23 protein-coding genes, 3 tRNA genes, 1 other RNA gene and 1 pseudogene are annotated in these 25,231 nt (G+C 46.6%); 8 read left to right on the top strand and 20 right to left on the bottom strand.

Annotation, left to right across the window (positions count from 1 at the left end):
• Positions 1–54: 54 nt before the first annotated feature.
• The 8 genes from ffs to HMPREF1492_RS04900 all read right to left on the bottom strand — a co-directional run bounded on the left by ffs (position 55) and on the right by HMPREF1492_RS04900 (position 6,078).
• Positions 55–150: signal recognition particle sRNA small type (gene ffs / locus HMPREF1492_RS07425), an RNA gene on the bottom strand.
• 56 nt (positions 151–206) lie between these two features.
• Positions 207–545 carry a hypothetical protein gene (locus tag HMPREF1492_RS04870; RefSeq protein ID WP_035436527.1) on the bottom strand — a complete coding sequence of 113 codons (339 nt, stop codon included), beginning with the start codon at positions 543–545 and terminating at the stop codon, positions 207–209.
• Between the two features lie 92 nt (positions 546–637).
• The gene (locus HMPREF1492_RS04875) at positions 638–1,456 is read right to left on the bottom strand and encodes a PTS system mannose/fructose/sorbose family transporter subunit IID (RefSeq protein ID WP_035427204.1); all 819 of its coding nucleotides are present in this window, start codon (positions 1,454–1,456) and stop codon (positions 638–640) included.
• Positions 1,457–1,458: 2 nt separating this feature from the next.
• Positions 1,459–2,325 carry a PTS mannose/fructose/sorbose/N-acetylgalactosamine transporter subunit IIC gene (locus HMPREF1492_RS04880; RefSeq protein WP_035427203.1) on the bottom strand — a complete coding sequence of 289 codons (867 nt, stop codon included), beginning with the start codon at positions 2,323–2,325 and terminating at the stop codon, positions 1,459–1,461.
• Positions 2,326–2,344: 19 nt separating this feature from the next.
• Positions 2,345–2,839 (bottom strand): PTS sugar transporter subunit IIB, encoded by a 495-nt coding sequence (locus HMPREF1492_RS04885; protein WP_035427201.1) that lies wholly within the window; start codon positions 2,837–2,839, stop codon positions 2,345–2,347.
• Between the two features lie 54 nt (positions 2,840–2,893).
• Positions 2,894–3,325: a PTS sugar transporter subunit IIA gene (locus HMPREF1492_RS04890; RefSeq protein ID WP_035431464.1), complete on the bottom strand. Its 432-nt coding sequence runs from the start codon at positions 3,323–3,325 to the stop codon at positions 2,894–2,896.
• A gap of 458 nt (positions 3,326–3,783) precedes the next feature.
• The gene (pgi, locus tag HMPREF1492_RS04895; RefSeq protein ID WP_035436529.1) at positions 3,784–5,490 is read right to left on the bottom strand and encodes a glucose-6-phosphate isomerase; all 1,707 of its coding nucleotides are present in this window, start codon (positions 5,488–5,490) and stop codon (positions 3,784–3,786) included.
• A gap of 96 nt (positions 5,491–5,586) precedes the next feature.
• Positions 5,587–6,078: a hypothetical protein gene (locus tag HMPREF1492_RS04900; protein WP_232215620.1), complete on the bottom strand. Its 492-nt coding sequence runs from the start codon at positions 6,076–6,078 to the stop codon at positions 5,587–5,589.
• A gap of 189 nt (positions 6,079–6,267) precedes the next feature.
• Between HMPREF1492_RS04900 and trxA the strand changes: the two genes are divergently transcribed.
• Both trxA and HMPREF1492_RS04910 read left to right on the top strand, forming a co-directional pair.
• Positions 6,268–6,585: a thioredoxin gene (gene trxA, locus HMPREF1492_RS04905; protein ID WP_012809400.1), complete on the top strand. Its 318-nt coding sequence runs from the start codon at positions 6,268–6,270 to the stop codon at positions 6,583–6,585.
• Positions 6,586–6,678: 93 nt separating this feature from the next.
• Entirely contained in the window at positions 6,679–7,395 is a 717-nt protein-coding gene (locus HMPREF1492_RS04910) for a phosphatase PAP2 family protein (RefSeq protein WP_035436534.1), read from the top strand.
• On the opposite strand, the gene HMPREF1492_RS04915 is transcribed toward HMPREF1492_RS04910, so the two are convergent.
• From HMPREF1492_RS04915 to purH, 9 genes are all read right to left on the bottom strand, one after another.
• Positions 7,355–7,852, bottom strand: coding sequence for a metallophosphoesterase family protein (locus tag HMPREF1492_RS04915; RefSeq protein ID WP_035436537.1), 498 nt, complete (start codon positions 7,850–7,852; stop codon positions 7,355–7,357). The two genes, HMPREF1492_RS04910 and HMPREF1492_RS04915, sit on opposite strands and share 41 nt — an antisense overlap.
• A 52-nt stretch (positions 7,853–7,904) precedes the next feature.
• Positions 7,905–8,618 (bottom strand): LytR/AlgR family response regulator transcription factor, encoded by a 714-nt coding sequence (locus HMPREF1492_RS04920; RefSeq protein WP_035431453.1) that lies wholly within the window; start codon positions 8,616–8,618, stop codon positions 7,905–7,907.
• A gap of 52 nt (positions 8,619–8,670) precedes the next feature.
• Entirely contained in the window at positions 8,671–10,008 is a 1,338-nt protein-coding gene (locus tag HMPREF1492_RS04925; protein ID WP_035427189.1) for a GAF domain-containing sensor histidine kinase, read from the bottom strand.
• Between the two features lie 6 nt (positions 10,009–10,014).
• Entirely contained in the window at positions 10,015–10,638 is a 624-nt protein-coding gene (locus tag HMPREF1492_RS04930; RefSeq protein ID WP_051479406.1) for a QueT transporter family protein, read from the bottom strand.
• Positions 10,639–10,722: 84 nt separating this feature from the next.
• Positions 10,723–11,469, bottom strand: coding sequence for a glutamine amidotransferase (locus HMPREF1492_RS04935; protein ID WP_035436541.1), 747 nt, complete (start codon positions 11,467–11,469; stop codon positions 10,723–10,725).
• Entirely contained in the window at positions 11,462–12,874 is a 1,413-nt protein-coding gene (locus HMPREF1492_RS04940; protein WP_084054987.1) for a MurT ligase domain-containing protein, read from the bottom strand. Before HMPREF1492_RS04940 ends, HMPREF1492_RS04935 begins: the two co-directional genes overlap by 8 nt.
• A gap of 148 nt (positions 12,875–13,022) precedes the next feature.
• Entirely contained in the window at positions 13,023–16,577 is a 3,555-nt protein-coding gene (gene nifJ / locus HMPREF1492_RS04945) for a pyruvate:ferredoxin (flavodoxin) oxidoreductase (RefSeq protein WP_035436546.1), read from the bottom strand.
• A gap of 395 nt (positions 16,578–16,972) precedes the next feature.
• The gene (locus HMPREF1492_RS04950; RefSeq protein ID WP_035436550.1) at positions 16,973–17,635 is read right to left on the bottom strand and encodes an aminotransferase class IV; all 663 of its coding nucleotides are present in this window, start codon (positions 17,633–17,635) and stop codon (positions 16,973–16,975) included.
• Positions 17,636–17,686: 51 nt separating this feature from the next.
• Positions 17,687–19,276, bottom strand: a complete 1,590-nt coding sequence (gene purH / locus HMPREF1492_RS04955) for a bifunctional phosphoribosylaminoimidazolecarboxamide formyltransferase/IMP cyclohydrolase (RefSeq protein ID WP_035436552.1) — start codon at positions 19,274–19,276, stop codon at positions 17,687–17,689.
• A gap of 140 nt (positions 19,277–19,416) precedes the next feature.
• Here purH and HMPREF1492_RS04960 point away from each other — a divergent pair, with 140 nt between their 5' ends.
• The 4 genes from HMPREF1492_RS04960 to HMPREF1492_RS04975 all read left to right on the top strand — a co-directional run bounded on the left by HMPREF1492_RS04960 (position 19,417) and on the right by HMPREF1492_RS04975 (position 21,319).
• Positions 19,417–20,046, top strand: a complete 630-nt coding sequence (locus tag HMPREF1492_RS04960; protein ID WP_035436555.1) for a GNAT family N-acetyltransferase — start codon at positions 19,417–19,419, stop codon at positions 20,044–20,046.
• A 2-nt stretch (positions 20,047–20,048) separates the two neighbouring features.
• Positions 20,049–20,984, top strand: a complete 936-nt coding sequence (gluQRS, locus tag HMPREF1492_RS04965) for a tRNA glutamyl-Q(34) synthetase GluQRS (protein ID WP_035436557.1) — start codon at positions 20,049–20,051, stop codon at positions 20,982–20,984.
• Positions 20,985–21,039: 55 nt separating this feature from the next.
• Positions 21,040–21,130 (top strand) — tRNA-Ser (locus HMPREF1492_RS04970).
• A gap of 112 nt (positions 21,131–21,242) precedes the next feature.
• A tRNA-Arg gene (locus HMPREF1492_RS04975) sits at positions 21,243–21,319 on the top strand.
• A 37-nt stretch (positions 21,320–21,356) separates the two neighbouring features.
• On the opposite strand, the gene HMPREF1492_RS04980 is transcribed toward HMPREF1492_RS04975, so the two are convergent.
• Entirely contained in the window at positions 21,357–21,683 is a 327-nt protein-coding gene (locus tag HMPREF1492_RS04980; RefSeq protein ID WP_156924106.1) for a hypothetical protein, read from the bottom strand.
• 135 nt (positions 21,684–21,818) lie between these two features.
• Positions 21,819–23,102 carry a serine--tRNA ligase gene (serS, locus tag HMPREF1492_RS04985; protein ID WP_035436563.1) on the bottom strand — a complete coding sequence of 428 codons (1,284 nt, stop codon included), beginning with the start codon at positions 23,100–23,102 and terminating at the stop codon, positions 21,819–21,821.
• Positions 23,103–23,212: 110 nt separating this feature from the next.
• Here serS and HMPREF1492_RS04990 point away from each other — a divergent pair, with 110 nt between their 5' ends.
• Positions 23,213–23,431 (top strand): DUF6724 family protein, encoded by a 219-nt coding sequence (locus tag HMPREF1492_RS04990; RefSeq protein ID WP_035436565.1) that lies wholly within the window; start codon positions 23,213–23,215, stop codon positions 23,429–23,431.
• A gap of 66 nt (positions 23,432–23,497) precedes the next feature.
• Positions 23,498–24,917 (top strand): annotated as a pseudogene (locus HMPREF1492_RS07430) (IS3 family transposase).
• A 97-nt stretch (positions 24,918–25,014) separates the two neighbouring features.
• On the opposite strand, the gene HMPREF1492_RS05010 reads toward HMPREF1492_RS07430, so the two are convergent.
• Positions 25,015–25,101: transfer RNA gene (locus HMPREF1492_RS05010), tRNA-Leu, on the bottom strand.
• Positions 25,102–25,231: the final 130 nt, after the last annotated feature.

The following is a 25,231-nucleotide window of genomic DNA, read 5'->3' on the forward strand; positions in this document are numbered from 1 at the left end:
TCCAATCGTCGTGACCAATGTCGCGGCAAGCATAGTCAACGCCTAATAAAAGCGCATTGAGTGGGAACGGATGCCCGCAAGTGACCCCTTATGGCTGCTATCTCCCGATCCTGACCAGGTTCGAGGTGTCACGTCATCCGCACCCGCTCAATGCGCTGTAGATACTCTACCCTATTAGAGTAATCTTTGCACAAGTCAAATATCGCTTATGCGTTTTTTGACGAATTTTTTTCAATTGCTTTGATGATCTTCTCGACGTTCTTTTTTCCTCTTGAGATACCTACATACAAAATTCCAGCTATAGGAACAGATATGACGAGAAGAACTATGCCGCCCACGAGCACAGCCGTTGCCATAGAACTTGTAGAGAGACTCCCGTACACGCTGAGATATATAAGCCATGCTCCAATTGCGATGCCAGAATAAGCGGCTCTTCTATAAACGCTTAGTGTTCCAAGAGCTTTTGTCTGCATACGAGCCTCGACAACCAAAGGGTTATCCTCGTGTGAATGAGAAGCTGCTCCTACATAGTTTTTCTTGCTCATAAAAACTCTCAATCAAAAGTGGCATCGCCGTATGACGATGCCACTTTATTACGTTTGTCTTTTCTGCGCCAGACAGGATTTTGCGCAAAAAATTAGTAAGACAGACCTGGGTTGAAGACGCCAATAACAACGCCAACAAGTGCTACAACAACAAGAATAAGCATAACAACCGTTGGGCTGAGCTTCTTCTTAGTCATCAACCACCAGCAAAGGTATACAAACAGAAGGTTCAATACCTTAGGGAAGATGCCATTAAGTGTTGTCTGAATGTCAACACCAGCAATATTCAGAGAAGTTGTGACGTTAATCCATGTAGCAGCAACAGAGCCAATGACCATAGTACCAATCATAACAATGGAGCTACGGAGAGCCTCGGACTCAGGACCAACAAGTGCCTCAACAGCAGAAGAGCCCAGGCTATAGCCCTGGTCGTAAGCAAACTTCATGCCGAAGTACATAATGAGGTTCCAGACCACAACATAGAACAGTGGGCCAAGAACGGAGCCGCCCTTAGAAAGGCCAAGTGCAATTCCAAGAAGAATTGGAATAAAAGTACCAACGATAATGGAGTCACCAAGACCAGCAAGAGGGCCCATAAGACCAGCGCGAAGACCATTGATGGTCTCGTCGTCGATTGCCTCGCCGTTTGCGCGAGCCTCTTCAAGAGAAGCGGTCAAGCCAACAACCATAGAACCAATCTGTGGCTCGGTATTAAAGAAGGTTGTATAGGTAGAAAGTGCCTCAACCTTTTGGTCATCAGTATCGTAAAGCTCGTCAACGATTGGAAGCATGGATGCAAGGTAACCAAATGTCTGCATGTGCTCCTGAGAGAAGCAGGTAAGATTGCCGTAAATCCAGCTCAAGAAAGACTTATTGCGTGCTTTCTGAGAAATGGTTTTCTTTTCAGCCATGATTAAATATCCTCCTCTTCTTCATCGTCTGCGCTTACATTGCCTGATGTTGCAGCAGCCAAACGAACATTCTTTGCCTGCTGAAGCTGATAGTTAAGAACAGCAAAGAAGACTGCTACGACTGCAGAGACAATGAGGTTCAGGCCAAGTGCGCCAGCAAGGATAAAGCCAAAGGCAAAAGTTACCCAATCAAGAGGCTTAGTAATAACCTGCTTGCACAAAATTGCAACACCAACGGTAGGAAGAAGGGTACCAACGGTGAAGAGGGTCATCATTGGGATACCGTTCATAGGAAGGTATTCCTTCATGATGCCAACCATGCTCTCGCCAGCCATGCAAATGAAGAATGTTGGAATGAACGAGAAAAGAATGTGAGAAACCCAAGGGAATACAAAGTCAACCATTGGAATGGTCTTCTTAATACGACCCCACTCTTTGCTCTCCATTGCACGCCAGCCAATACCCTGCCATACAAGGTTCATGGTAGCGGTGCCGTAGAACAAGACGGTACCAAGAGTACCAACAGCTGCGCCAATAGCAGCTGCCTGAGATGCAGCCTCAACAGAGCTTGGATCAAGACCATAAGCCTTGATTGCAAGAATTGCTAGAGGAATACCAATGTAGGAAACTGCACGAACGTCAGCGGAAACAGTTCCGCCAGGTGTTACGAGTGCAATGTAGACCAACTGGATTGCTGCACCAACAATAATGCCAGTCTGGACGTCGCCAAGAATGACACCAACGACAAGACCTGCAACAAGTGGACGACCGAGGGTATAGTTACCTACGGTAGTACCAGCCATGCCAGGTAGTGACGCAAGGCATGCAAACAAACCCAAAAGGGCAGCTTGAAACGCATTAATTGCCATAAAAATCGCCTTCCGAATACTACTTTACGTCAAACTTCTCGCGGAATTTAGGCCACTCACCAATTGCCTTTTCTTTAAGAAGAGCAAATTGAACGGTATAACCAGCTTTGGTTATATCCTCAAATGCCTGTCCCTCTTCTTGAGTAAAGGACTGGTTGTTGCCCAGCTTTACCGCACCAGGACGGTCATTACCAGGACCGATAATGACCGTGTTAATTCCTGGCTTAAAACCAAAGTCAACAAGAATTTTCTTCATGTCAACTGGGTTTTTAGTAATAAGAAAATAACGAGAATCGCTGTCTAGAACCTTCTGAGCGCTCTCTTTGAAGTGATCAAATGTCCAAACAAATACTTTCTTGTCAGGTGCTGCTGACTTGTAAGCAGACTTAAGGACAGGATTTGATGCAGCCGCATCATTAACTGCAATGATTCCGTCACAAGGAACCTCAAGGGCCCAACGAGTGACTGTCTGACCATGAATCATGCGGTCATCAACACGAACAAATGAAATCATGTTTTCTCCTAACATATTTCTTACGCAAGCAGCTACGCGTACTTGCAGTAATTACTAAAGGTCTTCCTCGTCATCGTCTTCAAGAGCTAAGACGATCTGATTAACGCCATTTTTTCCTTCGTTCAGGATTGATGACACAAGAGCTTCACCACTTAGGCCATCATCGATTGCCATCAAAGCACCAATTGCCATGGGAAGATTGGCACCACTAAAAGCCACGGTATGAGAAAGCAGGCCTTTTTTGGCGAGAAGATCAAGCGCATTAGTAAGTGGAGAACCACCGATGATGTCGCCAAGAACGACAACTTCGTCGTCAGCAGTCAGAGGCTCAAGAATTTTTGACAAATTCTCTCTATATTCAGCTGCGCCCACGCCATCTTCCATGCTGTAGCTCAAGATGTTTTCTCTGGGTCCCATCAGCATGTCCATTACGCTATGCAGACCTGGTGCAAACGTTCCATGACTTACGAGCAAAAGGTACTTCATTACTGCTCCATTCCAGACATCACCACTGTGGCTGTACTTCGGCTGTATCGCAGCCGTACTACGCCAATACAAAATTTCCAACCTGTTATGTAAATTGTTATGCATCAAAACTTACATTCCAAGCCAGGTGTCACTTGCCTAGCCGTTATAACACAAAGGCATACATGCGCTATTGGCATTCGCAAATTTTTAATATTCTTGATGTATTATTTTTTAAATTATATTTAAAAAATTCAATTGATTCAGTTTCTTTTAGATGAACAGGTGTTCTAACAGCATAAATAAATATGTAGAAATTCTAAGCATATATGAACATAAAAGTAGCAATATTACATATATTAGATAAAGAAATGTCCGCTCAGCACTCCTCGAAATACATTTCTAAAAGTAAGAAAGAAGGCCATACAAGATGACCTTCTTAACATGAAATAAAAAATAATTTTATGTTATGTAACGTGTTATGTTCTGTTTCTGCGGTAGAAATCAACAAGGGACTGAGTTGAAGCGTCTTGTTTTGCCAACTCTTCGTCGTTATGAATTGCAGGGAAAATCTGCTTTGCAAGCTGTTTACCAAGCTCTACGCCCCACTGATCAAAAGAATCAATGCCCCACACAACACCTTCAACAAAGGTAATGTGCTCGTAGAGTGCAATAAGCGTACCGATAGCACGAGGATTAAGCTCTTTTCCAAAGATAGAAGTAGTTGGCCTATTTCCTTCAAAGACGCGTGCAGAAACCATCCACTCTGGTGTTCCCTCAGCACGGACCTCATCAGCAGTCTTACCAAAAGCAAGCGCTTTAGTCTGCGCAAAGAAATTGGAGAGGAAGAGCTCGTGGACGTCTAGGTCTGCATCTTTTGTAGCAAAAGCAGTATTTGCAAACGCAATAAAATCAGCAGGAATAATCTGAGTTCCCTGGTGAATAAGCTGGTAGAAAGCATGCTGACCATTGGTACCAGCCTCTCCCCAGAAAATCTCACCTGTGTTAGAGGTAACAGTAGTACCATCCCAACGAGTAGACTTACCGTTGGATTCCATGGTGAGCTGCTGGAGATATGCAGGGAATCTATGCAGGTACTGACTATATGGAAGAACGGCGTGAGATGCTGCGCCAAAGAAATTAACGTACCAAACGTTTAAGAGACCCATGAGAGCAACAACATTTTGCATCAATGGAGTGTTCTTGAAGTATTCATCAACTGTATTAAAGCCACTGAGGAATTCTGCAAAGCGCTGTGGACCAAAAACGATAGCCAGCACAAGACCAACTGCAGAATCAACCGAATAACGGCCGCCAACCCAGTTCCAGAAACCAAAGGCATTCTCTGGGTCAATGCCAAAGTCTTCTACCAGATCAAGTGCAGTGGAGACAGCAACAAAATGCTTGCGAATAGCCTCTGCATTCTGAGAATCAGAGCCATCAATAACGCCCTGCTCAGCAAGCTTTTCCAAAAGCCATGTGCGAGCACAACGGGCATTGGTAAGAGTCTCAAGCGTAGTAAAGGTCTTGGAAACAATAACGAAGAGTGTTGTTTCTGGATCAAGATCCTCGGTTTTCTCGCCAAGGTCAACAGGGTCAATGTTGGAGACAAAGCGAGCAGTAATACCAGCGTCTGCAAAAGGCTTTAGGGCCTCGTAGACCATAACAGGACCAAGGTCAGAGCCGCCAATACCAATGCTTACAACCGTCTTGATAGGCTTGCCAGAAACGCCCTTCCACTCTCCCGAGCGAACTCGATCGCAGAAGGCATACATCTTGTTCAGCGTCTGATGAACGTCAGCGACAACGTCTTGACCATCAACAATAAGCGTGCCAGCCTCAGATGCGGGACGACGAAGTGCTGTATGAAGAACTGCTCGGTCTTCAGTAGTATTGATGTGCATGCCGGCATACATAGCGTCTCTACGCTCTTCAAGCTTAACCTCTTTAGCAAGGTCACACAGAAGATTAAGTGTCTCTTGCGTGGCAAGGTTTTTGGAAAGATCAATATGGAACTGATCTAGCTCAAACGTAAGATTCTGGACACGCTGAGGGTCTTCTGCAAACCAGTTCTTCAGCGTAGCCTTAGTATCTTTTAAGCTGGCGTAATGCTCTGTAAGTGCTTGCCAAGCTTTAGTCTGTGTTGCGTCAGTAGGCAAAATATGTGGTGCTGTAGGTGATGCCATACCAGTCTCCTTCTTTTGACTATCTCAAGGATAATCTTCGCAACGCTCATGAAACGCCACAATGTCGTTTTTCGTAAAAAATACGACAAATCGTTACTAATAAGGTTCTCCCAAAGGTGGAACTTGTTTAATAGCAGCCCAGCGTAACTGCTTCTGACGAGGGTCCTCGAGTGCTCCGGCAAAGTTATCAAGATTTACCATGCGCATTCCACACACACGAACAAGAACACGGGGCGAGAAGGTCTTCTCGGCATCAGTTGTAAGCTGTTCAAGCTCTTCTGCGTATGCTTCACGCACTGATGCAACTGCTGCATCATTTACCAGGAGCACCGTGTCGGGGCTAAAAGCACTTATCGCCTGCCTAACGAGCTCTGGATTTATGGGATCGCCTGTTTTTGTTGTGGTAAGCAAGGTAGCCCATGCCTCAGGTGCATAGCCTAAATGCTCTAAAGAAGCTTTAAGTGCAGAAAGCTCTTCTTCTCCAAAGTCTTCTTGCCCTTTTACTAACAAAACCGATGCAAAAGCATTGCCTGCCATACACACCCCCTGAGCAGCAAAATCTCCAAACTCGTGCGTTGTTTTTGCCATGTAGGCTTCTTTTCGCATAGATCTTTCGCTTGGCATGCGCACCTCTTTCTTATATGCCAACTATGCACGTAATTCACAATTTGAGCAAGTCTATAAAGTTATGTGTATACACTTTTCTAATTTGGGGATAAGTTTGCTAAGTGCTTGAAATTAAATGGCCTAAAGGCCGTGTGTAACTGGAGGTTCGTTATGGCACAGCAGCTTACTACTGCAGAGTTCGATTCTGTTCTTGCAAACGCAGACAAGCCTGTTCTTGTTGATTTCTGGGCATCTTGGTGCGGTCCTTGCCGTGCTCTTGGTCCAGTTGTCGAGGAGGTTGGCAATGAGATGGCAGACAAGCTTGACGTTTACAAGGTAAACGTTGATGACGAGGCAGATCTTGCAACTCGTTTCCGCATCGTCTCCATCCCTACTCTCATCCTCTTCAAGAACGGTGAGCCTGTTCACACCATGGTTGGCAACCTTCCTAAGGCTGACCTCGTTTCTGAGCTCAACGCTAACCTGTAAGTTCTTGTGTGCCACGCGGCTGCGCTGGCTTATCATTGAACTAAGCGGCGGTACGTCTATCGGCGTGCCGCCTTTTTGTTACAAGGAGAACTAATGGCCGATAAAAGCCTTGATGCTCAAAAGACAGGACTTTTAACAGGAGTTCGCAAGCGCCTTTTTTTACAGCGTCTGCGTTCTAGCCTTTCTACCATCATTCTGCTTGTCTCATCAGCAATTTTTATTTTTCTGTTGATTGACGTTTCTGAAGGCGACGTCATTGGCATTGATCACTTTGCCTACAGGCTTTTTGTTGTCCACCTCAGGACTCCTCTTCTCACAGAGATTATGGAAGGGTTCTCTGGACTTGCAAGCCCCGTCACCGTTATTGTCATGCTTATTGTGGTTGCTGCTTTTGCACCAGGGCCAAGTGTCGGCAGGCTTGCCTTTATTAATCTGGGTGGCGTTGTTGTTGTAGACCTTATCTTTAAGGCAATTGTCCAACGTCCACGCCCAGATGGCTTTAGACTGGTTGTTGAAACTGGCTACAGCTTCCCGTCGGGCCACTCGATGTTCTCGATGGCTTTTTATGGCCTACTCATTTGGCTTGTCTGGCATTACGAGAAAGACAAGCTACAGCGTTGGATTTGGTGTGGCCTGTTCTCAGGTGTCATCATTATGATTGGCGTCAGTAGAATTTATCTGGGTGTGCACTACGCTACCGACGTCATTGGTGGTTTCTCGCTTGCCCTTGTATGGCTAGTGCTTTTTACCAAGCTGATGATTCCATCGCTTATTTACAAGAAGAAAGTACCTCAAGCGAAGACAGACTAATAATCTCTGCGCTGACCACCTGGGCCGATTCTTCATCAACAATAATGCGTCCCATAGTTGCGCCCTCGCGACCGCGAGGATACGTAGGACTTCCTGGATTCATTACAAGCGTGTTGGTCCACTCGTCGCGCTGTACAAAAGGCTTATGCGTGTGACCACAGATAGCAATGTTGCATTTAACCAGGTCAAGCCTCTCGCGATAATGGCATACCTGCCACTTTAAACCGGCCGCAAAGAAAATAATCTTTTTCTTTACCATGGGGCCATAGTTGTAGCAAAAGTCATTATTGCCCAGGCAGAGCTTTACCGGAGCAATCTTCTGGAGCGTCTGATAATCAGCGTTTGAAGTGATATCCCCTGCATGCACAATGTAGTTGGCGCCCTGCAGAGTTTCAAGCAACTCAGATGACAAATACCCATGCGTATCTGAAATTACATCAAACCTTACAAGTGCCATACCAAACTCCTACGTGCGCTTTTAAGCCTCTGGCGAGAAACCCTTTGAGCTTCTACAGTCCCAGTGCTCGCTTGAGTGCAACCACACGACGGCGAGAAACCGAAATGTGACGCTCCTCAAATCCCTGAATAGTCAACTGTAGGATACCAGCAGAGATAACCTCAACATCGTCAACATACTCAAGATTCACGATAAAGCTACGATGAATGCGGAAGAATCCGTGCGGAGCAAGGCGCTCTTCAAGTTTTTGCAGAGAAATAGTAGACAAGAAACGGTCATCTTCCGTGTAGATGCAGGAGTAATCGTCTTTTGCCTCAATGAAGCGAATCTGATCAATAGGAACAAGAACTTTGCTGCCGCTCTTAATGACAGGAATACGCTCAATAGTTGCCATAGGAGACTGAGGACGCAGACGCTCTTCAACCTTATCAAGGGCCTGCTCAAGGCGCTCGGTCTCAACGGGCTTCATCAGGTAATCAACGGCATTAACGCCAAAGGCGTCTAGTGCGTACTCGCTATATGCAGTGACAAACACAATCTGAGGAGGGTTCTTCAACTTGTGAAGAGCCTCTGCAAGCTGCATTCCATTTGTCTTAGGCATAGAGATATCCAGGAACAAGACCTCAACGCGAGACTCCATGAGTTTCTCGACAGCATCCCTTGCACTTGTGGCTTCAATGATTTCCTCGAGACGTCCGGTCTCCTCAAGCAAGAACTTGAGTTCAGAACGGGCTGGAGCCTCGTCATCAACAATCATGGCGCGCATGTCATTCACTCCCAACGGCCTAACGCAGCGTTAAGCAAAAACCGATACTATTTTATGCTGTTGCCTGCAGTGCCGCACCTGCAAGCTTGAGTGTCACGCACGTACCCTGCCCTGGTTTAGACATGATTTCCATGCCAGAGCCAACGGCGTAGAAGCGCTCAACTCGCTCAGCTACGTTCTTAATGGCAATACCCGTGCCCCTATTTCTCCCCGAAGAATCCTGCGGGGTAGGACCTTGACCATTAAGTAAGCGAGAAACAGTCTCTTCATCCATTCCAAGACCATCATCAGCAACAGATATAAGAATATCATCATCATCGCGTGTGACGTGGATGTCAATATGGAGGGCGCCTTCATCTTTCATAGCGTGCCTCACGGCATTCTCGACAATAGGCTGAATCAAAAAAGACGGTACCTGAATATCTTCGCATCCCTCATCGACATGCTCAGACTCTTGAATACGTTCTTCTCCAAAACGCGCCTTCTCAATTGTCAAATACCTGCGCGTTTGTGTCAATTCCTGAGAAAGCGGAATGAGCGCACCTTGAGAGCTCTCAAGCGTACGGCGATAAAACACAGAGAACTCGCGAAGCAGGTCTCGCGCCTTATTGGGGTTTGTACGCGTAAGAGATGCAATGGTATTGAGCGTGTTGAACAAGAAATGCGGATTAATCTGTGCCTGCAAGGCCTTAACCTCGGCCCGAGCGGTTAGCTCTGCTTGGCGATCAAGCTCATACGAGGAAAGCTGTGTGGAGAGAAGCTCGCCCAAACCCTCTGCGATTGCCAGCTGCGTGCGATCAATTTCAATACCGCGACGATAATAGAGTTTAATTGTGCCAACCGTGCGATCTTGAACAATAAGCGGAACAATAATGCCAAAAGAGCTGCCGCCATTACCAAAGCCACCTCGTCTTTGCAGCACCTGCTGACGGCTATCTACCGAGACAAACGTCTCCATGCGGCCGCTTTCCAGAACCTCAGTGGCAGGGCCAACTACCTTTGAACCAGGCATATGGGTGGTTGCAATGTCTCCTTCAAAACCCAATACATACTCTGTATCAGTAATAGAGATAGCAGCAGCAGAGGTTTCTGAAAGCAATAACGTGCAGATGGTTGGCGCTGTTTCTTGTGACAATCCACCGCGTAAGGTCTTGAGCGTCTTAGAGGCAACCTCAAGTGTTCGCTCTGTTGCTTGAGACCTGGCGTGCTCATTACCAGGCTGGGTAGTGCCACCAAGAACAATGACCGTGGCAAGTCCTCCGCCCGCAACAAGAGCGGCAAACAGGTTGTCTGCCATGACGCTCCAGGAAAGCAAGCCCAGCAATACACAGGCAAGAATAATCAGGACTATCCTGGTTGATCTATGTATGTACTGAGCAAGTCTTTGCATGGCTGTCTAGTTCTCGACTGGTTCTGCAGCAGAATCCTCAGAAGCAAGCTGCTGCGGCAAAGGCGAATGCTTAAGCGCACGAGCCAAAGGAGCTCCTAGCACATAGAGAACAACAGCCTCTCCGAGTCCTGTGGTGATAAAACCAAACAAGAACATAAGAGGATACGATCCATCAAGTTCAATGGTGGTAAATGGGATTGTGTAGAATCCCAATCCCTGAAGCAAAATGGGAAGATATGCAGACACAATAACGGCATTTGCAAGCACTGGCCCCAGAAGCGCAAGCGGTACGTTCTTCCTGTTCTTCCAGGTAAACCATGCACCAAGAGCAGTTGCCAGAGAACCAAAGACTACGTCTAACAATCCCAAAGCTCCTGTGCCAGAAATGACCATATTTGCAAGGTTGGCAATAACGCAGCCAAGCGTCAGTCCTGGAATTGCGTCAGCGGTAAAGAGTGCAATAACCACAACCGCCTCAGAAATGCGGAACTGCACAGGACCCCAAGCAAGACCGCCCAAGAAAAGAAGAGCTGCAAGTGTAAGCGCTGCATAAAGGGCAGCAATAATACCAATACGTGCAAGGCGCTGAGCGCGCTGTTTTGTTGCATAAGCTGAAGAAACCTGTGGCAAAACAATCCCCTTGTTAACTCTAAAAATTTAGTTCATGATACGACGAAATGTATATATGAGCAAATGAGCAGCGCAGACATACATTTAGTAATGCAGGTGCATTCCTGGATAGACCATCTCACGAGCATGCTTTTGATATGCGGCAACAGCCTCTTCCTCAAAAGCAAGAGGAGTGTCTTCCTCGCCTGCCATATCCAAAATCCAGCGTGTGAGATAAGGATTCAAAGGAAGGAGAGGACCAATCAGCCAGGTGGCAATAGCGTTCTTGCGACGGAAACCTTCCAGCTTGCTTTCTTTATTGATGCCAAAACCTACCTTATTTTTAAGGAAGTAGCAGTTAGAATTATCTCCCTCGGTGAGCGTGAACTGCATCTTAAAGCCAACGACAACAAAAGGCTCTTTGCCATTGCCAGGATCAAACTCTCCCACCTGGACATCGTGGAAGCGCTGGGGCATATAGCGAGTGGTCGTAAACTTGAAGAGGCCCAGAGCCTCAATTTCAGAGCCGTCAGGATTAACGATTTTCTCGCCAAAAAGCTCTGAAGCGTTGCCCGCAAACAGCATAGGAACGCCCTGATCAGCCAGCTCTGCAAGCCTGTCCTTGTAAGGCATAAGGCGAGAAATAATAAGCTCTTGCTGGGCTTCTGTCATGCCACCCATGATGATTGCCGATGGCGTATGCTCCACAAAGTAAGGTGTTGCGGCGTGAGAGGTGTACACAAAGTTCTCTTTTGGAAGGCAGGCCTCCAGGTAGAGAGCATTTCCGTTGTCTCCACCCTGATTACCGTACTCTGGGTAAAGAATCTCAATCTTAGTTGCTGGATTACTCATGGGAGGCCTCCATCTGTTTCAAGCGCTCAATGATACGGTTTCTGCTGATGTCAGCAATGCCACCGTTATAGAGGCCGTGTGCATAGAAAACGTGCTGACAAGCGTTAAGGTCAACCAGGTCAGCGGTCTCTTCAGGAGAGCTTGCCACAAAAGTTTTAGCTGGATCAATACCGGCAAGTCTGAGTCTAAGCTGCAGATCAAGTGAAGTGTCGCCGTAAATAATGACCTGCTTAACGCTTGGATCTTGCAGGAACTCAAAGTCAGTCTGGTAGTACCAGCCAATATACTCTGTCTGGTCTTTTGCTTTTGCCATGTACGCATCAGCAATCATGATGATAATTGCTTTGTCACCTGGCTGTTTGCGAAGGATATCGATGGTGACTGAGGTTGCCGTGTCATTCTCGCCCTTAGAAGCCATGCTAATAAGACGACGACCGTTGTAGTCAATCTCGTTATACCTGGAGGAAGCAATGTTAACGCGTTGCAAAGATGCTGCGATAGTTGCAGGCGCAAGACCCATCTCACGCGCGGTTACAATGGCCACAAACAAGTTGTAGAGGTTGACGATAGAGTAGCTGTTGAGCTTGTACTCGTATGTTGGTGCACCCTCGTGGCAGTGCTCCTTGACCACAAACTTGCCAGTCTCCGGCTCTACTGAAATGACCTCATAATCAGGAGTTGGGTTGGTATAGCCGCACTCCTCACAGGTTGCGTGGCCAAGATGCCTAAGGTGTGCATAATCCCACTTGAGCTTGCCACCGCATTTGGGGCAGGCAGTAAGATCTGAAACAATGCCCACTGGCTCTGCGGTGTCTTCTGCCAGCCTTGCAATGGAGTAATACGTACGATGTGTGCACTGAGGAGCAAGTCTGCAGCTAATCATGTCGTCTGCGTTCAAAATCAGATGAGTTGAAGCAGGAATACCCTTATCCATAACGTCAAACACGTAGTCTGGCGTTGCACTACGAGAGAACGTATCGCGGAACAAATTGGTAACAGACAAAATATCAGGCTGCAGATACGGGAAAATGCGAGGTCCAGAGAGCTCGTCAAACTCCATAACTGCAAGCTTAGTCTTTGACGTACCCTTCCACGTGGCGTTCTTTGCAAACGAGCTTGCAAAGCCGCTGGAAATATTGCCACCAACGCGGTTGGTAACGGTCTGGTAGCCATTATCGGCGAGAAGATCGTTAAGCAGGTTATTGGTGGTTGTCTTACCGTTTGTACCAGTGATAAAGACAATCTGCTCTGGCTTAGCAATGTCGCCCAAAAATGCAGGATCAATGCCTTCAGCAATAAAGCCTGGCAGCGTTCCGCCTTCATGGTTAGTCAATTTAAGTGCTGCAAGTGTTGCTTTAGCAGCGAGAAAAGCTACAGGAAATAGTCTGCTCTTTTTTTGTGCCACAGTAACTCCCATCGTGAGCAAAGTCTCTCTAGTTTATCACCTCGCGAGAAGGGCTTGAAGAACACAGGGCTTCTCGCCAAAAATGTCGCATAAAAAAGCCGAGCCAGGATGTCCTGGCTCGGCTGAAGCTACGTGAAAGTAAGTTACCTTACTCCTCAGGCTGCTCCTTCTTCTCTGCAGCGTAAAGCTCGGAGAGGCGGACAAGGTGATCGTAGCGAGCCATTGCGGCTTCCTCGTTCTCCTTGAAGAGCTTCTCTGCGTGCTCTGGGAACTCGCGGGTGAGTCGGCTGTAACGAGCCTCGTTCATCAGGAACTCCTGGTAGCCACCCTTAGGTGCCTTGGAGTCAAGCGTGAACTTCTTACCTGCTGGTGCAGATGGGTTGAAGCGATAGAGGTTCCAGTAGCCAGTCTCGACTGCCTTCTTCATCTCCTCCTGTGCGTGAGCCATGCCACCCTTGATGGAGTGCATCTCACATGGGGAGTAACCGATGATGAGGGATGGTCCTGGATAAGCCTCTGCCTCAGCAATTGCCTTGAGAGTCTGCTGGAGGTTTGCGCCCATGGAGACCTGAGCAACATAGACGTAACCATAGGTCATAGCAATCTCAGCAAGGTTCTTCTGCTTGATGTCCTTACCAGCTGCAGCGAACTGTGCAACCTGGCCAAGACGGGAAGCCTTAGAGGACTGACCACCGGTGTTGGAGTAAACCTCAGTATCGAAGACAAAGACGTTGATGTCCTCGCCGGAAGCAAGAACGTGGTCAAGGCCACCGAAGCCGATGTCGTATGCCCAACCGTCGCCACCGAAGATCCAGAAGGACTTCTTGGTGAGGAAGCTCTTGTTAGCAAGGATTTCCTTAGCTGCTGCAAGATCAGACTTCTCAAGCTCAACTACAAAAGTCTTAGAAGCTTCCTTGGAGAGAGCTGCGTCGTTGACGGAATCAATCCATGCCTTAGCAGCATCCTTGAGGTCCTGAGATGCGCCATCCTCGTCGACAAGCTGCTGAGCAAGCTCCAGAAGACGCTTCTGCTGTGCCTGGTGACCAAGCATCAGACCCATACCGTGCTCTGCGTTGTCCTCGAAGAGGGAGTTGTTCCATGCTGGACCGTGGCCGTTTGCATCAGTAGTAAATGGTGAGCAGGAAGCTGGGTTACCCCAAATGGAGGAGCAACCAGTTGCGTTGGAGATGAACATACGATCGCCAAAGAGCTGAGTGACCAGGCGGCCGTAGCTGGTCTCAGCGCAGCCTGCGCAGGAACCGGAGAACTCAAGAAGAGGCTTCTTGAACTGGGATGCCTTGACGTTGTTAGCAACAAGCTCGGTCTTCTCGGAGACGTGGTTGACTGCGTAGTCAAAGATCTCCTGCTTGGACTCCTGCTCCTCGATTGGCTTCATGGTCAGAGCATCTGCAGGGCAGATGTAGACGCAGTTGGAGCAACCGGTGCAGTCGAGCTGAGAAATAGCAATCTCAAACTTGTAGCCCTTAGCCTTAGGACCAACGGCATCCTTGAACTGAGACTGTGCTGGTGCAGCAGCAACCTCTTCGTCGGTAAGGACGAATGGACGGATGACTGCGTGTGGGCAGACATAAGCGCACTGGTTACACTGGATGCACTTCTCGACGTTCCACTCAGGAACAACAACAGCAATGCCACGCTTCTCATAAGCAGCAGCACCAAGCTCGAACTGTCCATCAACGTGGTTCTTAAATGCGGAAACAGGCAGTGCGTCACCCTCCATACGAGAGACTGGAGTCATGATGTCGCGAACCTGCTTGAGCAGAGCCTCGCGGCCCTCAAGGGTGATTGTGCTTGGAGCATCCTCTGCAGTAGCCCAATCAGCAGGAATCTCAATCTTAGTAAATGCAGTAGCACCAGCGTCGATTGCCTTGTGGTTCATATCAACGACGTTCTGGCCCTTCTTCAGGTAAGAGTGAGTTGCAGCATCCTTCATGTACTGAAGTGCGTCTGCCTCTGGAAGAACCTTTGCAAGAGCAAAGAATGCAGACTGAAGAATGGTGTTGGTGCGCTTGCCCATACCAATTTCCTTGGCAAGGTCAATTGCGTTGATCAGATAAACATTGATGTTGTTCTTAGCAATGTAGCGCTTTGCCTCTGCTGGCAGGTGGTGTGCAAACTCCTCTGCATCCCACTGGCAGTTGACCAGGAAGGTACCGCCAGGCTTGACGTCGCGGACCATCTTGTAGCCCTTGATGATGTATGCAGGAACGTGGCATGCAACAAAGTCTGCCTTGGTGACATAGTAAGGAGAACGAATCTTGTGATCACCGAAGCGCAGGTGGCTGATGGTGATACCGCCGGTCTTCTTGGAGTCATACTGGAAGTATGCCTGAACATATTTATCGGTGTGGTCACCAATAATCTTAATGGAGTTCTTGTTAGCACCAACGGTACCGTCACCGCCGATACCCCAGAACTTGCACTCAATGGTGCCCTCAGCTGCAGTGTTAGGAGCCTCTGGATCCTCTGGGAGAGACAGGTTAGTAACGTCGTCGACAATACCAACGGTGAACTCACGCTGAGGAGCATCCTTCTTGAGCTCCTCGAAGATTGCGAATGCGGATGATGGTGGGGTGTCCTTGGAACCAAGGCCGTAACGACCGCCAACAACCTTAATGCCTGTACGACCAGCCTCATAGAGGGAAGAAACAACGTCTTCGTAGAGAGGCTCACCAACGGAACCCGGCTCCTTGGTGCGGTCGAGAACAGCAATCTTCTTGACGGACTCAGGAAGAACGTCAACAAAGTGCTTTACAGAGAATGGACGATAGAGACGGACCTTAACCAGACCGACCTTCTCGCCATGAGCGTTCAGGTAATCGATAACCTCTTCAAGGGTATCGCAGAAGGAACCCATGCAGATAACAACGCGGTCGGCGTCTTCTGCACCGTAGTAATTGAACAGACCGTAGTCAGTACCAAGCTTAGCGTTGATCTGGTTCATGTAGTCTTCAACAACTGCTGGCAGCTGGTTATAAACCTCGTTGCACGCCTCGCGGTGCTGGAAGAAGATATCGCCGTTCTCGTGGGAACCACGGCTTGATGGATGCTCTGGGTTCAGTGCGTGATCGCGGAATGCCTGAACAGCATCCATATCACACATCTCAGCCAGATCAGCGTAATCCCAAACAGCAACCTTCTGAATCTCGTGAGAAGTACGGAAGCCGTCGAAGAAGTTAACAAATGGAACCTTGCCCTTGATTGCTGCGAGGTGAGCAACAGGAGCCAGATCCATAACCTCCTGGACGTTGCCTTCTGCGAGAAGTGCAAAGCCAGTCTGGCGAGCGGACATAACGTCAGAGTGATCGCCAAAGATGTTCAGTGCATGGGTTGCAACGGTACGTGCGCTGACGTGGAAAACACCAGGAAGCTGCTCGCCGGCAATCTTGTACATGTTTGGAAGCATGAGCAAGAGGCCCTGAGAAGCGGTGTAAGTAGTGGTCAGAGCGCCTGAACCAAGAGAACCGTGAACAGCACCAGCTGCGCCAGCCTCGGACTGCATCTCGACAACCTTGACGGTTGTACCAAAGATGTTCTTTACACCCTGGGCTGACCACTGGTCAACATAGTCTGCCATTGGACTTGATGGGGTAATTGGGTAAATGCCCGCTACCTCGGTAAACGCATACGACACGTAAGCCGCGGCGTTGTTACCGTCCATGGACTTAAACTTTCTTGCCATTTCCTCTCCTTGCCTAATCTGTGATTTCTCACAGTATGCGTCTGTGCGATCCAAAATAAAGCTGTAGACCCTGGGTGACTACGGAAACATGTTTCATAGTTCGGCCGGCAGCGGTCGCATAATGCTTTTATTATTGCGCAAAAAAACAATGAAACAAATCAGAAATACAAGCTGACAAATACCTATTTTTAAGTAGGAATTTCTACCTGCGGAATTACAAAATAAACATAACACTAAAGTGCAAGTTTTTTGTAAATCGACAAAATATTCAAGTACACAAGCAGCCATCTGTCTGAAAAACAGACAGATTTTTACGTAGGCGCTCAACGTGCGACAACTTTATCGTGCATTGCGTACCCTTTGCTGGACGAGCCTTAAATATCGTACTTATCTGATTACTTAGCAGCTTTGATTTCACAAAGTTTCTTGTAACCAAATAAGAAACGCTCTCCTATCTCGCCTTGAGCATCAGAAGCACATACGATTCCATGTTCATCTGAAGTAAGGAAAGCTTCATCAAATTCGGCGGTTCCATCAAATACCTGGGCAATAACGTCTGGATTAAACTCTGTTGGCTCATGAAGAGTCTGTGCCAGGTCTAACACTAAACTTGTGACTCCCGATCGAACGCTTCCTTCCGAGACGCCCGCAATAAGCTTTCCGTCTTTTACCAGCCAAAGCACCTCTGGTGCACAATGAGTTTGCTGCTCTTCTCGCTGTGAAATCCTTGCGCGTCCCGCAAGAGACAGAACAGAACGCTCTTCCAAAGACTGGTAAGGTCCAACAGTCATAGCAGCCTGTCCATTGCTCTCAAGCAAAATCATAAGAACGCCATCTGGAAACTCTTGTGACCCTTCTTTAAGTGTTCCCTCAATGTGCTGCTTAGCCCAAGCAATCAAGTGCGGAGAAACCTCTTTTTGCGCAACAACTCGCTTGCTCAGCGCACGTAAGTGCCTGTTATCAAGAGGGAGGACACCTCCAGCCAGTCTCCAACGACAAACAAGTTCTGGATTATCAAGCTCAAACTTCTGAGCTGCTTCTAGCTCTTCCTGGTCCACAGTGTCCTCCCCCAACTTTTTTAAATGAACTGCTACTCCCGAATTAGCAGATCAGTGCCTAAAGTGACGCTTGCCTGTAAACACCATTGCAATGCCATATTCATCACAAGCAGCAATAGATTCATCATCTCTGACTGATCCACCAGGCTGAATGATAGCCGTTACGCCATGAGCTGCTAGTGTGTCAACGTTATCTCGGAATGGGAAGAAGGCATCAGATGCTGCCACAAGATTCTTTGAATCAATTCCCATGCGCTCACAAGCTGCCTCTGCACGCTCACACGCAAGAAGAGCGGCGTCAACACGATTAGGCTGACCTGGTCCCATACCAATTCCAGCCTGATCTTTTGCAACCAAAATTGCATTTGACTTAACGGTCTTGCAAACTTTCCAAGCAAATACCAAATCGCTCAGCTCTTCTGGAGTTGGTTGGCGCTTAGTAACAACCTCAAAGCTATCTGCAGCCTCGTCTGCGTGGTCAAGGTCTTGTACCAAAAGACCTCCGTCAACAGTTCTCATCTCAAGCTCGCGGCTTCTATCAATTCCACCCGTAGCCAATACACGAAGGTTTGTTCTCTTTGACAGGCGCTCAAGAGCTTCTTCTGTAAAGCTTGGTGCAATAAGAACCTCAACAAACTGCTTATTGATGTCTGCAAAGTGCTCAACAAGCTCCAGCGGAACTTCTCTGTTTACTGCAATAATTCCACCAAATGCAGAAAGTGGATCGCAAGCAAATGCTCGATCATATGCCTCAACAACATTTTCTGCCGTAGCAGATCCACAAGGATTCTGGTGCTTCAAAATAATGACCGATGGCCCATCAAACTCGCGAACAGCAGCCCAGGCTGCATCAGTATCAAGCAAATTGTTGTAAGACAAGGGCTTACCCTGAAGCTGCTGAGCGTTTGCCAGAGAGTGTGCAGGAGCTCCAGGCATCTTATAAAACGCTGCGGACTGCTGAGGATTTTCTCCGTAACGAAGATCTTGTTCTTTTGTTGCCTTTACCAGCAAAGTCTCTGGGAATTTACTCTGCTCTGCTTCAACAACATCAGAAAGGTATGCGGCAATAGCGCCATCGTATGCAGCCGTTGTCTTAAATACCTTCAAAGCCAGCTGCTGGCGAGAAGCCCTTGTAGTTGCACCGTCATGGACACGCATCTCATCAAGAACACGACCATAATCTGCCGGATCAACAACAACCGTAACAAAATCATTATTCTTTGCAGCAGAGCGGAGCATTGAAGGCCCACCGATATCGATATGCTCAATTGCATTTTCAAGAGTTACTGATGGATCAGCTACAGTCTTCTCAAACTCATAGAGATTAACGCAGACCAGGTCAATCATGCCAATACCATTATTCTCTGCGTCTGCGACATGACCGGGATTGTCTCTACGGCATAAAAGACCACCATGAACACGAGGATGCAGCGTCTTAACGCGGCCGTCCATCATCTCTGGAAATCCGGTATAAGACTCAATAGGAACTACAGGCACACCAGCCTCTTCGAGGATTTTTGCGGTTCCGCCTGTTGAAATTACCTCAACGCCAAACTCTTTAGTAAGCGTTTGTGCAAATTCAACAATACCTGTTTTGTCTGTTACCGAAATTAGCGCACGTTTGATAGGGGCCTCAGCCATTGCCGCTCCTTTGTGTTCGACACTTACTATCAGAAACACTTACAGCCTATCAGCTGTGAAACACTACGTACTAGATGTAAACAAACTTGAAACTATTCTATAATCTTCCGCTGTAAAACACCTGAAAGGAACTATTTCATATGTCTGCCGATACTTCAATCATAGTCCCCTTCGAAGATACTGACTTATCAGAACTTATATCAATCGTTGAACGTGTCTGGTACTTGGACAGCGATGAATCAAAAGATGAAAGTCGCTCACTTGCAACTATTGATATCGCCTATTTTATTGGCGTTTCTACTCATCGCTTTGTAGCAAAGCAAGATGGTCAAATACTTGGTCTTATTTTCTGCTCAAACGGAGAAACTCCAGCAGATTTTGAAAAATGGCAGAAGTTAGAAAACGAAACAACAGCAAAAGCTAAGAAACTATTAAGTGAAGCTCGCTTTAAGGACTACGAGATCTTTGGTGATGTCGAATCTCATCTTGTTCATGATTATTGGAACACAAACACTAACGATGCCAAATGGGAAATTACTCTGTTCTGCGTTAACCCCGCTATAAAGAGCCAAGGTATTGGGGGCATGCTCTTCTCCTACGTTCTGGACTTTATGAAAGAGCAAGGAGCTAAGCATTACTTCCTTGCAACTGATGACGATTGCGACTTTGGTTTCTATCAGCACAAAGGCCTCACCTGTAAAGATAAGGCAGCTATTAAGTCATCAACAAAAGACTATGGATTTGCCTATATCTATGCGGGAGATTTCTAAGAATGAGTTCTTGCGTTGGAAGATTTGCGCCCACACCTTCTGGAAGGATGCACCTAGGCAACGTTTTCTCAGCGCTTATGGCTTGGGCCAGCGTTCGTTCCCAAAATGGCAGCTTTATTCTTCGCATCGAAGACCTGGATATTCGTGCTCATAATCCTCAATACACCTCCCTCCTCCTTGATGATTTACAGTGGTTGGGACTAACTTGGGACAAAGATCCGTATTACCAAAGCAAGCGTGCGGAGCTCTATCAGGACGCTCTATTGAAATTGAAACAACAGAAACTTTTATATCCTTGCTTTTGTTCCCGAGCAGACTTACACGCTGCACAAGCCCCTCATGCCAGCGATGGTGCATATGTCTATGCGGGAACCTGCCGCGACCTGAGCAAATCCGAGCGTGAAGAGCTTTCCAAACATAAAATTCCAGCAACTCGCATACGAGTTGCTAATAAGACCTACGCGTTTGAAGACAAGGTCTATGGTCAAACATCACAAAACCTTGCTGAATCATGCGGAGACTTTATTGTCCAGCGTGCAGATGGCGTCTTTGCCTATCAACTTGCTGTAGTAGTTGACGATGCTGACATGGGCGTAACTGAAGTAGTTAGAGGATCAGATCTTCTTTCATCTACTCCCAGACAGCTTTATTTGCAAGACGTGCTTGGTTTTTCTCATCCCATCTATGCTCACCTCCCCTTACTGGTTGCACCTGATGGCAGGAGACTTTCTAAACGCAATCACGATCTAGATCTTGGTGTTCTGAGAGACCAAGGAAAAACACCAGAAGAGATTCTTGGCTTTCTGGCTTATTGCATAGGTCTTGCAGAAAAAGAAGAGCCTCTTTCTGCAGTACAAGTTGCCAATCGCTTTTCATGGGATGTACTTCGCGCTCACCGAAAAAACGTGGTTGTTGAGCATTTTTCACATGTTTTGTAAAATGTCTTATTGTGAGTGACGCCAGTTCGGGGTATCATTCTCAAGCACCCATTTTGGAGAGCTGACCGAGAGGCCGAAGGTGCTCGCCTGCTAAGCGAGTATGGGCCCCAAGCCCATCTGGGGTTCGAATCCCCAGCTCTCCGCCAGAATTTTCTGCTCGTTGCATCTCTGCAACGAGCTTTTTTCTTACCAAGAAGAACTTTTTCTAAGATTAGTCTTGCATTTTCAACTGGAAAATGGCATTCTATCTACTTGCACGCGGCGTTACCTCAGCTGGATAGAGGACCTGACTACGAATCAGGGCGTCATAGGTTCGAATCCTATACGCCGCACCACTTGAACTTAGGAGCTCCTTCGGGAGCTCTTTTTTTATTATCTACCTGGTCTTAAAGCTACTTCACCAGACGAATTTGCATACAAATACTGATAAGAAACACCGGCTTCATCAAGCTCATCCATTACCTCAGCCATGCATGTTTCTGCCATAATAACCTCCAGATACTCTTGTGGGCTTAAATCTTTTAAACCCACTCTACCTTGGTCTGAAATCCACTTTCTTAAAGTTGCAAGTTGCTCTGATGCAATATGGATCTCTGAATAAAACTCCTTGTGACCAAATCCAATTTTTGCCGCACTACCCTGAACAAACTGCCTTAATACAATTTCTTTCTGTACCTCTACCAGACCTTTCATAGCCACCTCTTTCTTCCTTTACTAATCTCAGTATAGCAAATTTATAGAACATATGTTCTATAAATCAATAAAAGAAATGGTCTTCACAATTCAGTAGAAGACCATTTCTAAGATTGAATCAATTTTGATTAAAAAGAGAAACTATTCTGGTCGAATAACCTCGATGCCACCCATGTAAGGACGGAGCGCCTCAGGTACGGTAACGGAGCCATCTGCGTTCTGATAATTCTCCATAATTGCAGCCATGGTACGGCCAACTGCCAGACCAGAGCCGTTAAGCGTGTGAACCAGACGGGTGCCCTTGAACTCTGCTGGATCCTTATAGCGGATATTTGCACGACGAGCCTGGAAATCCCAGCAGTTAGAGCAAGAAGAAATCTCCTTGTATGCGTTATAGCTTGGGAGCCAAACTTCAATGTCATAGCACTTGCATGCAGAGAAGCCAATGTCACCAGTGCAGAGAGTAACCACGTGATAAGGAAGATCCAGAAGCTGAAGGATCTTCTCGGCTTCCTGAACCATGGACTCAAGCTGATTCATGGAGTCTTCAGGCTTTGCAAACTTGACCATCTCTACCTTGTCAAACTGGTGGACGCGGATGATGCCACGGGTGTCTCGACCAGCTGAACCTGCCTCCTCGCGGAAGCATGGGGTGAATGCGGTATAGAGCAGAGGGAGCTGAGATGCGTCCAGAATCTCGTCACGATGGATGTTTGTGAGTTGGACCTCAGCAGTTGGAATGAGGTAGAGGTCAGGCTGTACGTGATAGAGATCTTCTTCAAACTTAGGGAGCTGACCAGTGCCAAACAGAGAGTCCTGATTTGTGATAACTGGTGGCCACCACTCTTTGAAGCCTGCCTGGTTATGTGTATCAATCATGAAGTTGATAAGCGCACGCTCCATGCGAGCGCCCATGCCGCCAAGAAGATAGAAGCGAGTTCCTGCAAGTTTTACGCCACGATCAAAATCAATCATGCCAAGCTCAGGGCCAAGATCCCAGTGTGCTTTTGGCTCAAAATCAAACTGAGTTGGCTCTCCCCACTTGCGAACCTCAGGGTTATCGGAGTCATCCTTGCCATAAGGAACGGATGCGTCAGGAATGTTTGGAATAGCTGCAACAAGGGCGGTGAGCTCTTCCTCAACCTCTCCGCGGCGCTGATCAAGCTCTGCGATGCGGTCTTTGTTAGCTGCTACCTGCTCTTTAGCTGCCTCAGCCTCTTCCTTCTTGCCCTCACGCATAAGAAGGCCAATCTGCTTAGAAACAGCATTACGCTCTGCCTGAAGAGACTCAACCTCGGCAATTACGCTTCTGCGCTCCTCGTCAAGCTCAAAGAATTTCTCGCGATCCCAATGGGCGTTTTGCCTGGACTCGCAAGACTTATCTACGAGGTCAGGATTCTCGCGCACAAATTTGATATCAAGCATGCAGCTTCTCCTTGAATCAACACTTTTTAGCAGTGCATTTTTTCTTATAGCTTACCAAGTATATACTTGTATTCAGATTCTTAACCCTTCACATGTTCTGGAGCTAGATTATGGACGCAATTAACTCATTTGTCGGCTGGCTTTTTGGCGATAAGACCGGTGTGTTGTTCCTCGTACTTGGTGGAATTCTGCTCTTTTTGGTCATTTCCTTTGTGCTGGAGCGCAAAACTAAAAAGATGTATTTCAACCATAAAAAGACTGAAGACGACTGGGATCTCTTTGGCGACGACCAAGAGGGTTGGTCTGACTTTGAATCAGATAACAAATAGGTAACAAAAATGTACCGACCCCCAAAAGTTAGACCAAAATCTAACGATTAGGAGGTCGGTATTTTTATGGCAAAACATAGTTTCGAATTCAAGAAGAAAGTCGTTTTAGAGTATTTAGATGGCAAAGGTGGAGTGAAATATCTTTCTAAAAGATATGGACTTGGTTCTGATTCACAGCTACGCACATGGATTAATGCATACAATGCGTTCGGTGATGAAGGATTAATGCGTTCTCGTAAACAAACAAAATACTCTTTCGAAAAGAAGATTTCTGTTGTAGAACTATATCTATCAAGTGAAATTTCATATCAAGACTTGGCAATTCAAGAAGGTATAAACAATCCGAGTATGATTGCTAACTGGGTTAATCGCTTTCGTGCTGCCGGTCCTGACGCCTTGAAAACTCGCAGGAAAGGTCGAAAGAAAACATTGGATAAACCTCAGATAGATAGTGAAGTTCAAAAAGCAGAAGAAAGAATAGTTGATACCAGTGCAGAGCATATTAAAGAATTAGAAGATGAACTGCTTAAGTTAAGAATTGAAAATGCCTTTTTAAAAGAACTGAGGAGGCTGCGTTTAGAGGACGAGGCAAAAATGAGAGAAAGGCGCTCGTCATCAATAGCCTCCGAGGAGAGTTCAAACTAAAAGACCTTCTCTCTTATATAAGTATGCCTAAAGCAACATATATGTACTGGCAGAAAAGATTCGATAGAGAAAACCCTGACAAAGAAATCGATGAGAAGATTCTTCAAATCAGAAAGACTCACAAGGATTATGGCTATCGTCGAATGGTTGGAGAATTACAAAATCAAGGCTACTGTGTAACAAAAAGAAAGTACAACGTATAATGCAGAAGCTTGGTCTACAGGTTACTTCTTTCATTCGAAAAAGCCGTAAATACAGTTCGTACAAAGGTAAAGTTGGAACGGTTGCTCCTAATCGCATAAGGAGACGATTTAATACCTATATACCACACCAGAAGATCACAACAGATACTACAGAGTTTAAGTATTATGAGATTACTGCTAAAGGTCACATGACAATGCATAAGCTTTATCTAGATCCATTCATGGATATGTGTAATGGTGAAATTATAAGCTATGGAATTGACAGACACCCTTCAGCAAAAAATGTTATGGATGCATTGGGACAGGCTATTGCAATAACATCCGATTGCAAATACAGAAGAACTTTCCATTCGGATCAAGGCTGGGCTTACCAAATGAAAGCATACTCCCACCGTCTTAAGGAAGAAAGAATCTTCCAAAGTATGTCTCGTAAGGGAAACTGTCATGATAACTCCGTTATGGAGAACTTCTTTGGATTGCTTAAACAAGAAATCTACTATGGCGTTATTTACTATAGCTATGATGAGCTAAAGTCAGAAATCGAACGATACATAAAGTATTACAACGAACAAAGAATTAAAGAAAGACTAGGATGGTTAAGTCCAGTGCAATACAGGCTTAGACTCTTGGCTGCATAAAAATAACGTAGCAGCCATATAAACTGCTACGCTAAAAAAGTCTAACTTTTGGGGGTCACATCAAAAAGCCCCGTGAAGGGGCTTTTTTAAATGTAAATGGTGCGGGCGAAGGGACTTGAACCCCCATGAACTTGCGTTCATACGGACCTGAACCGTACGCGTCTGCCAATTCCGCCACACCCGCGTGCTAGGGAATAATACTACAACATTTTGTTTTCTTCTAATGGAAAAACAATAGATATATAAGAAAATTCTTTTCAGCGGTAGAATATAGACAGTCACGGCCGACAAACACACTTTAAACACAGGAGGTT

It is taken from the genome of Atopobium sp. BS2 (assembly GCF_000565075.1).
In the GTDB taxonomy this organism is placed as follows: Bacteria; Actinomycetota; Coriobacteriia; order Coriobacteriales; family Atopobiaceae; genus Lancefieldella.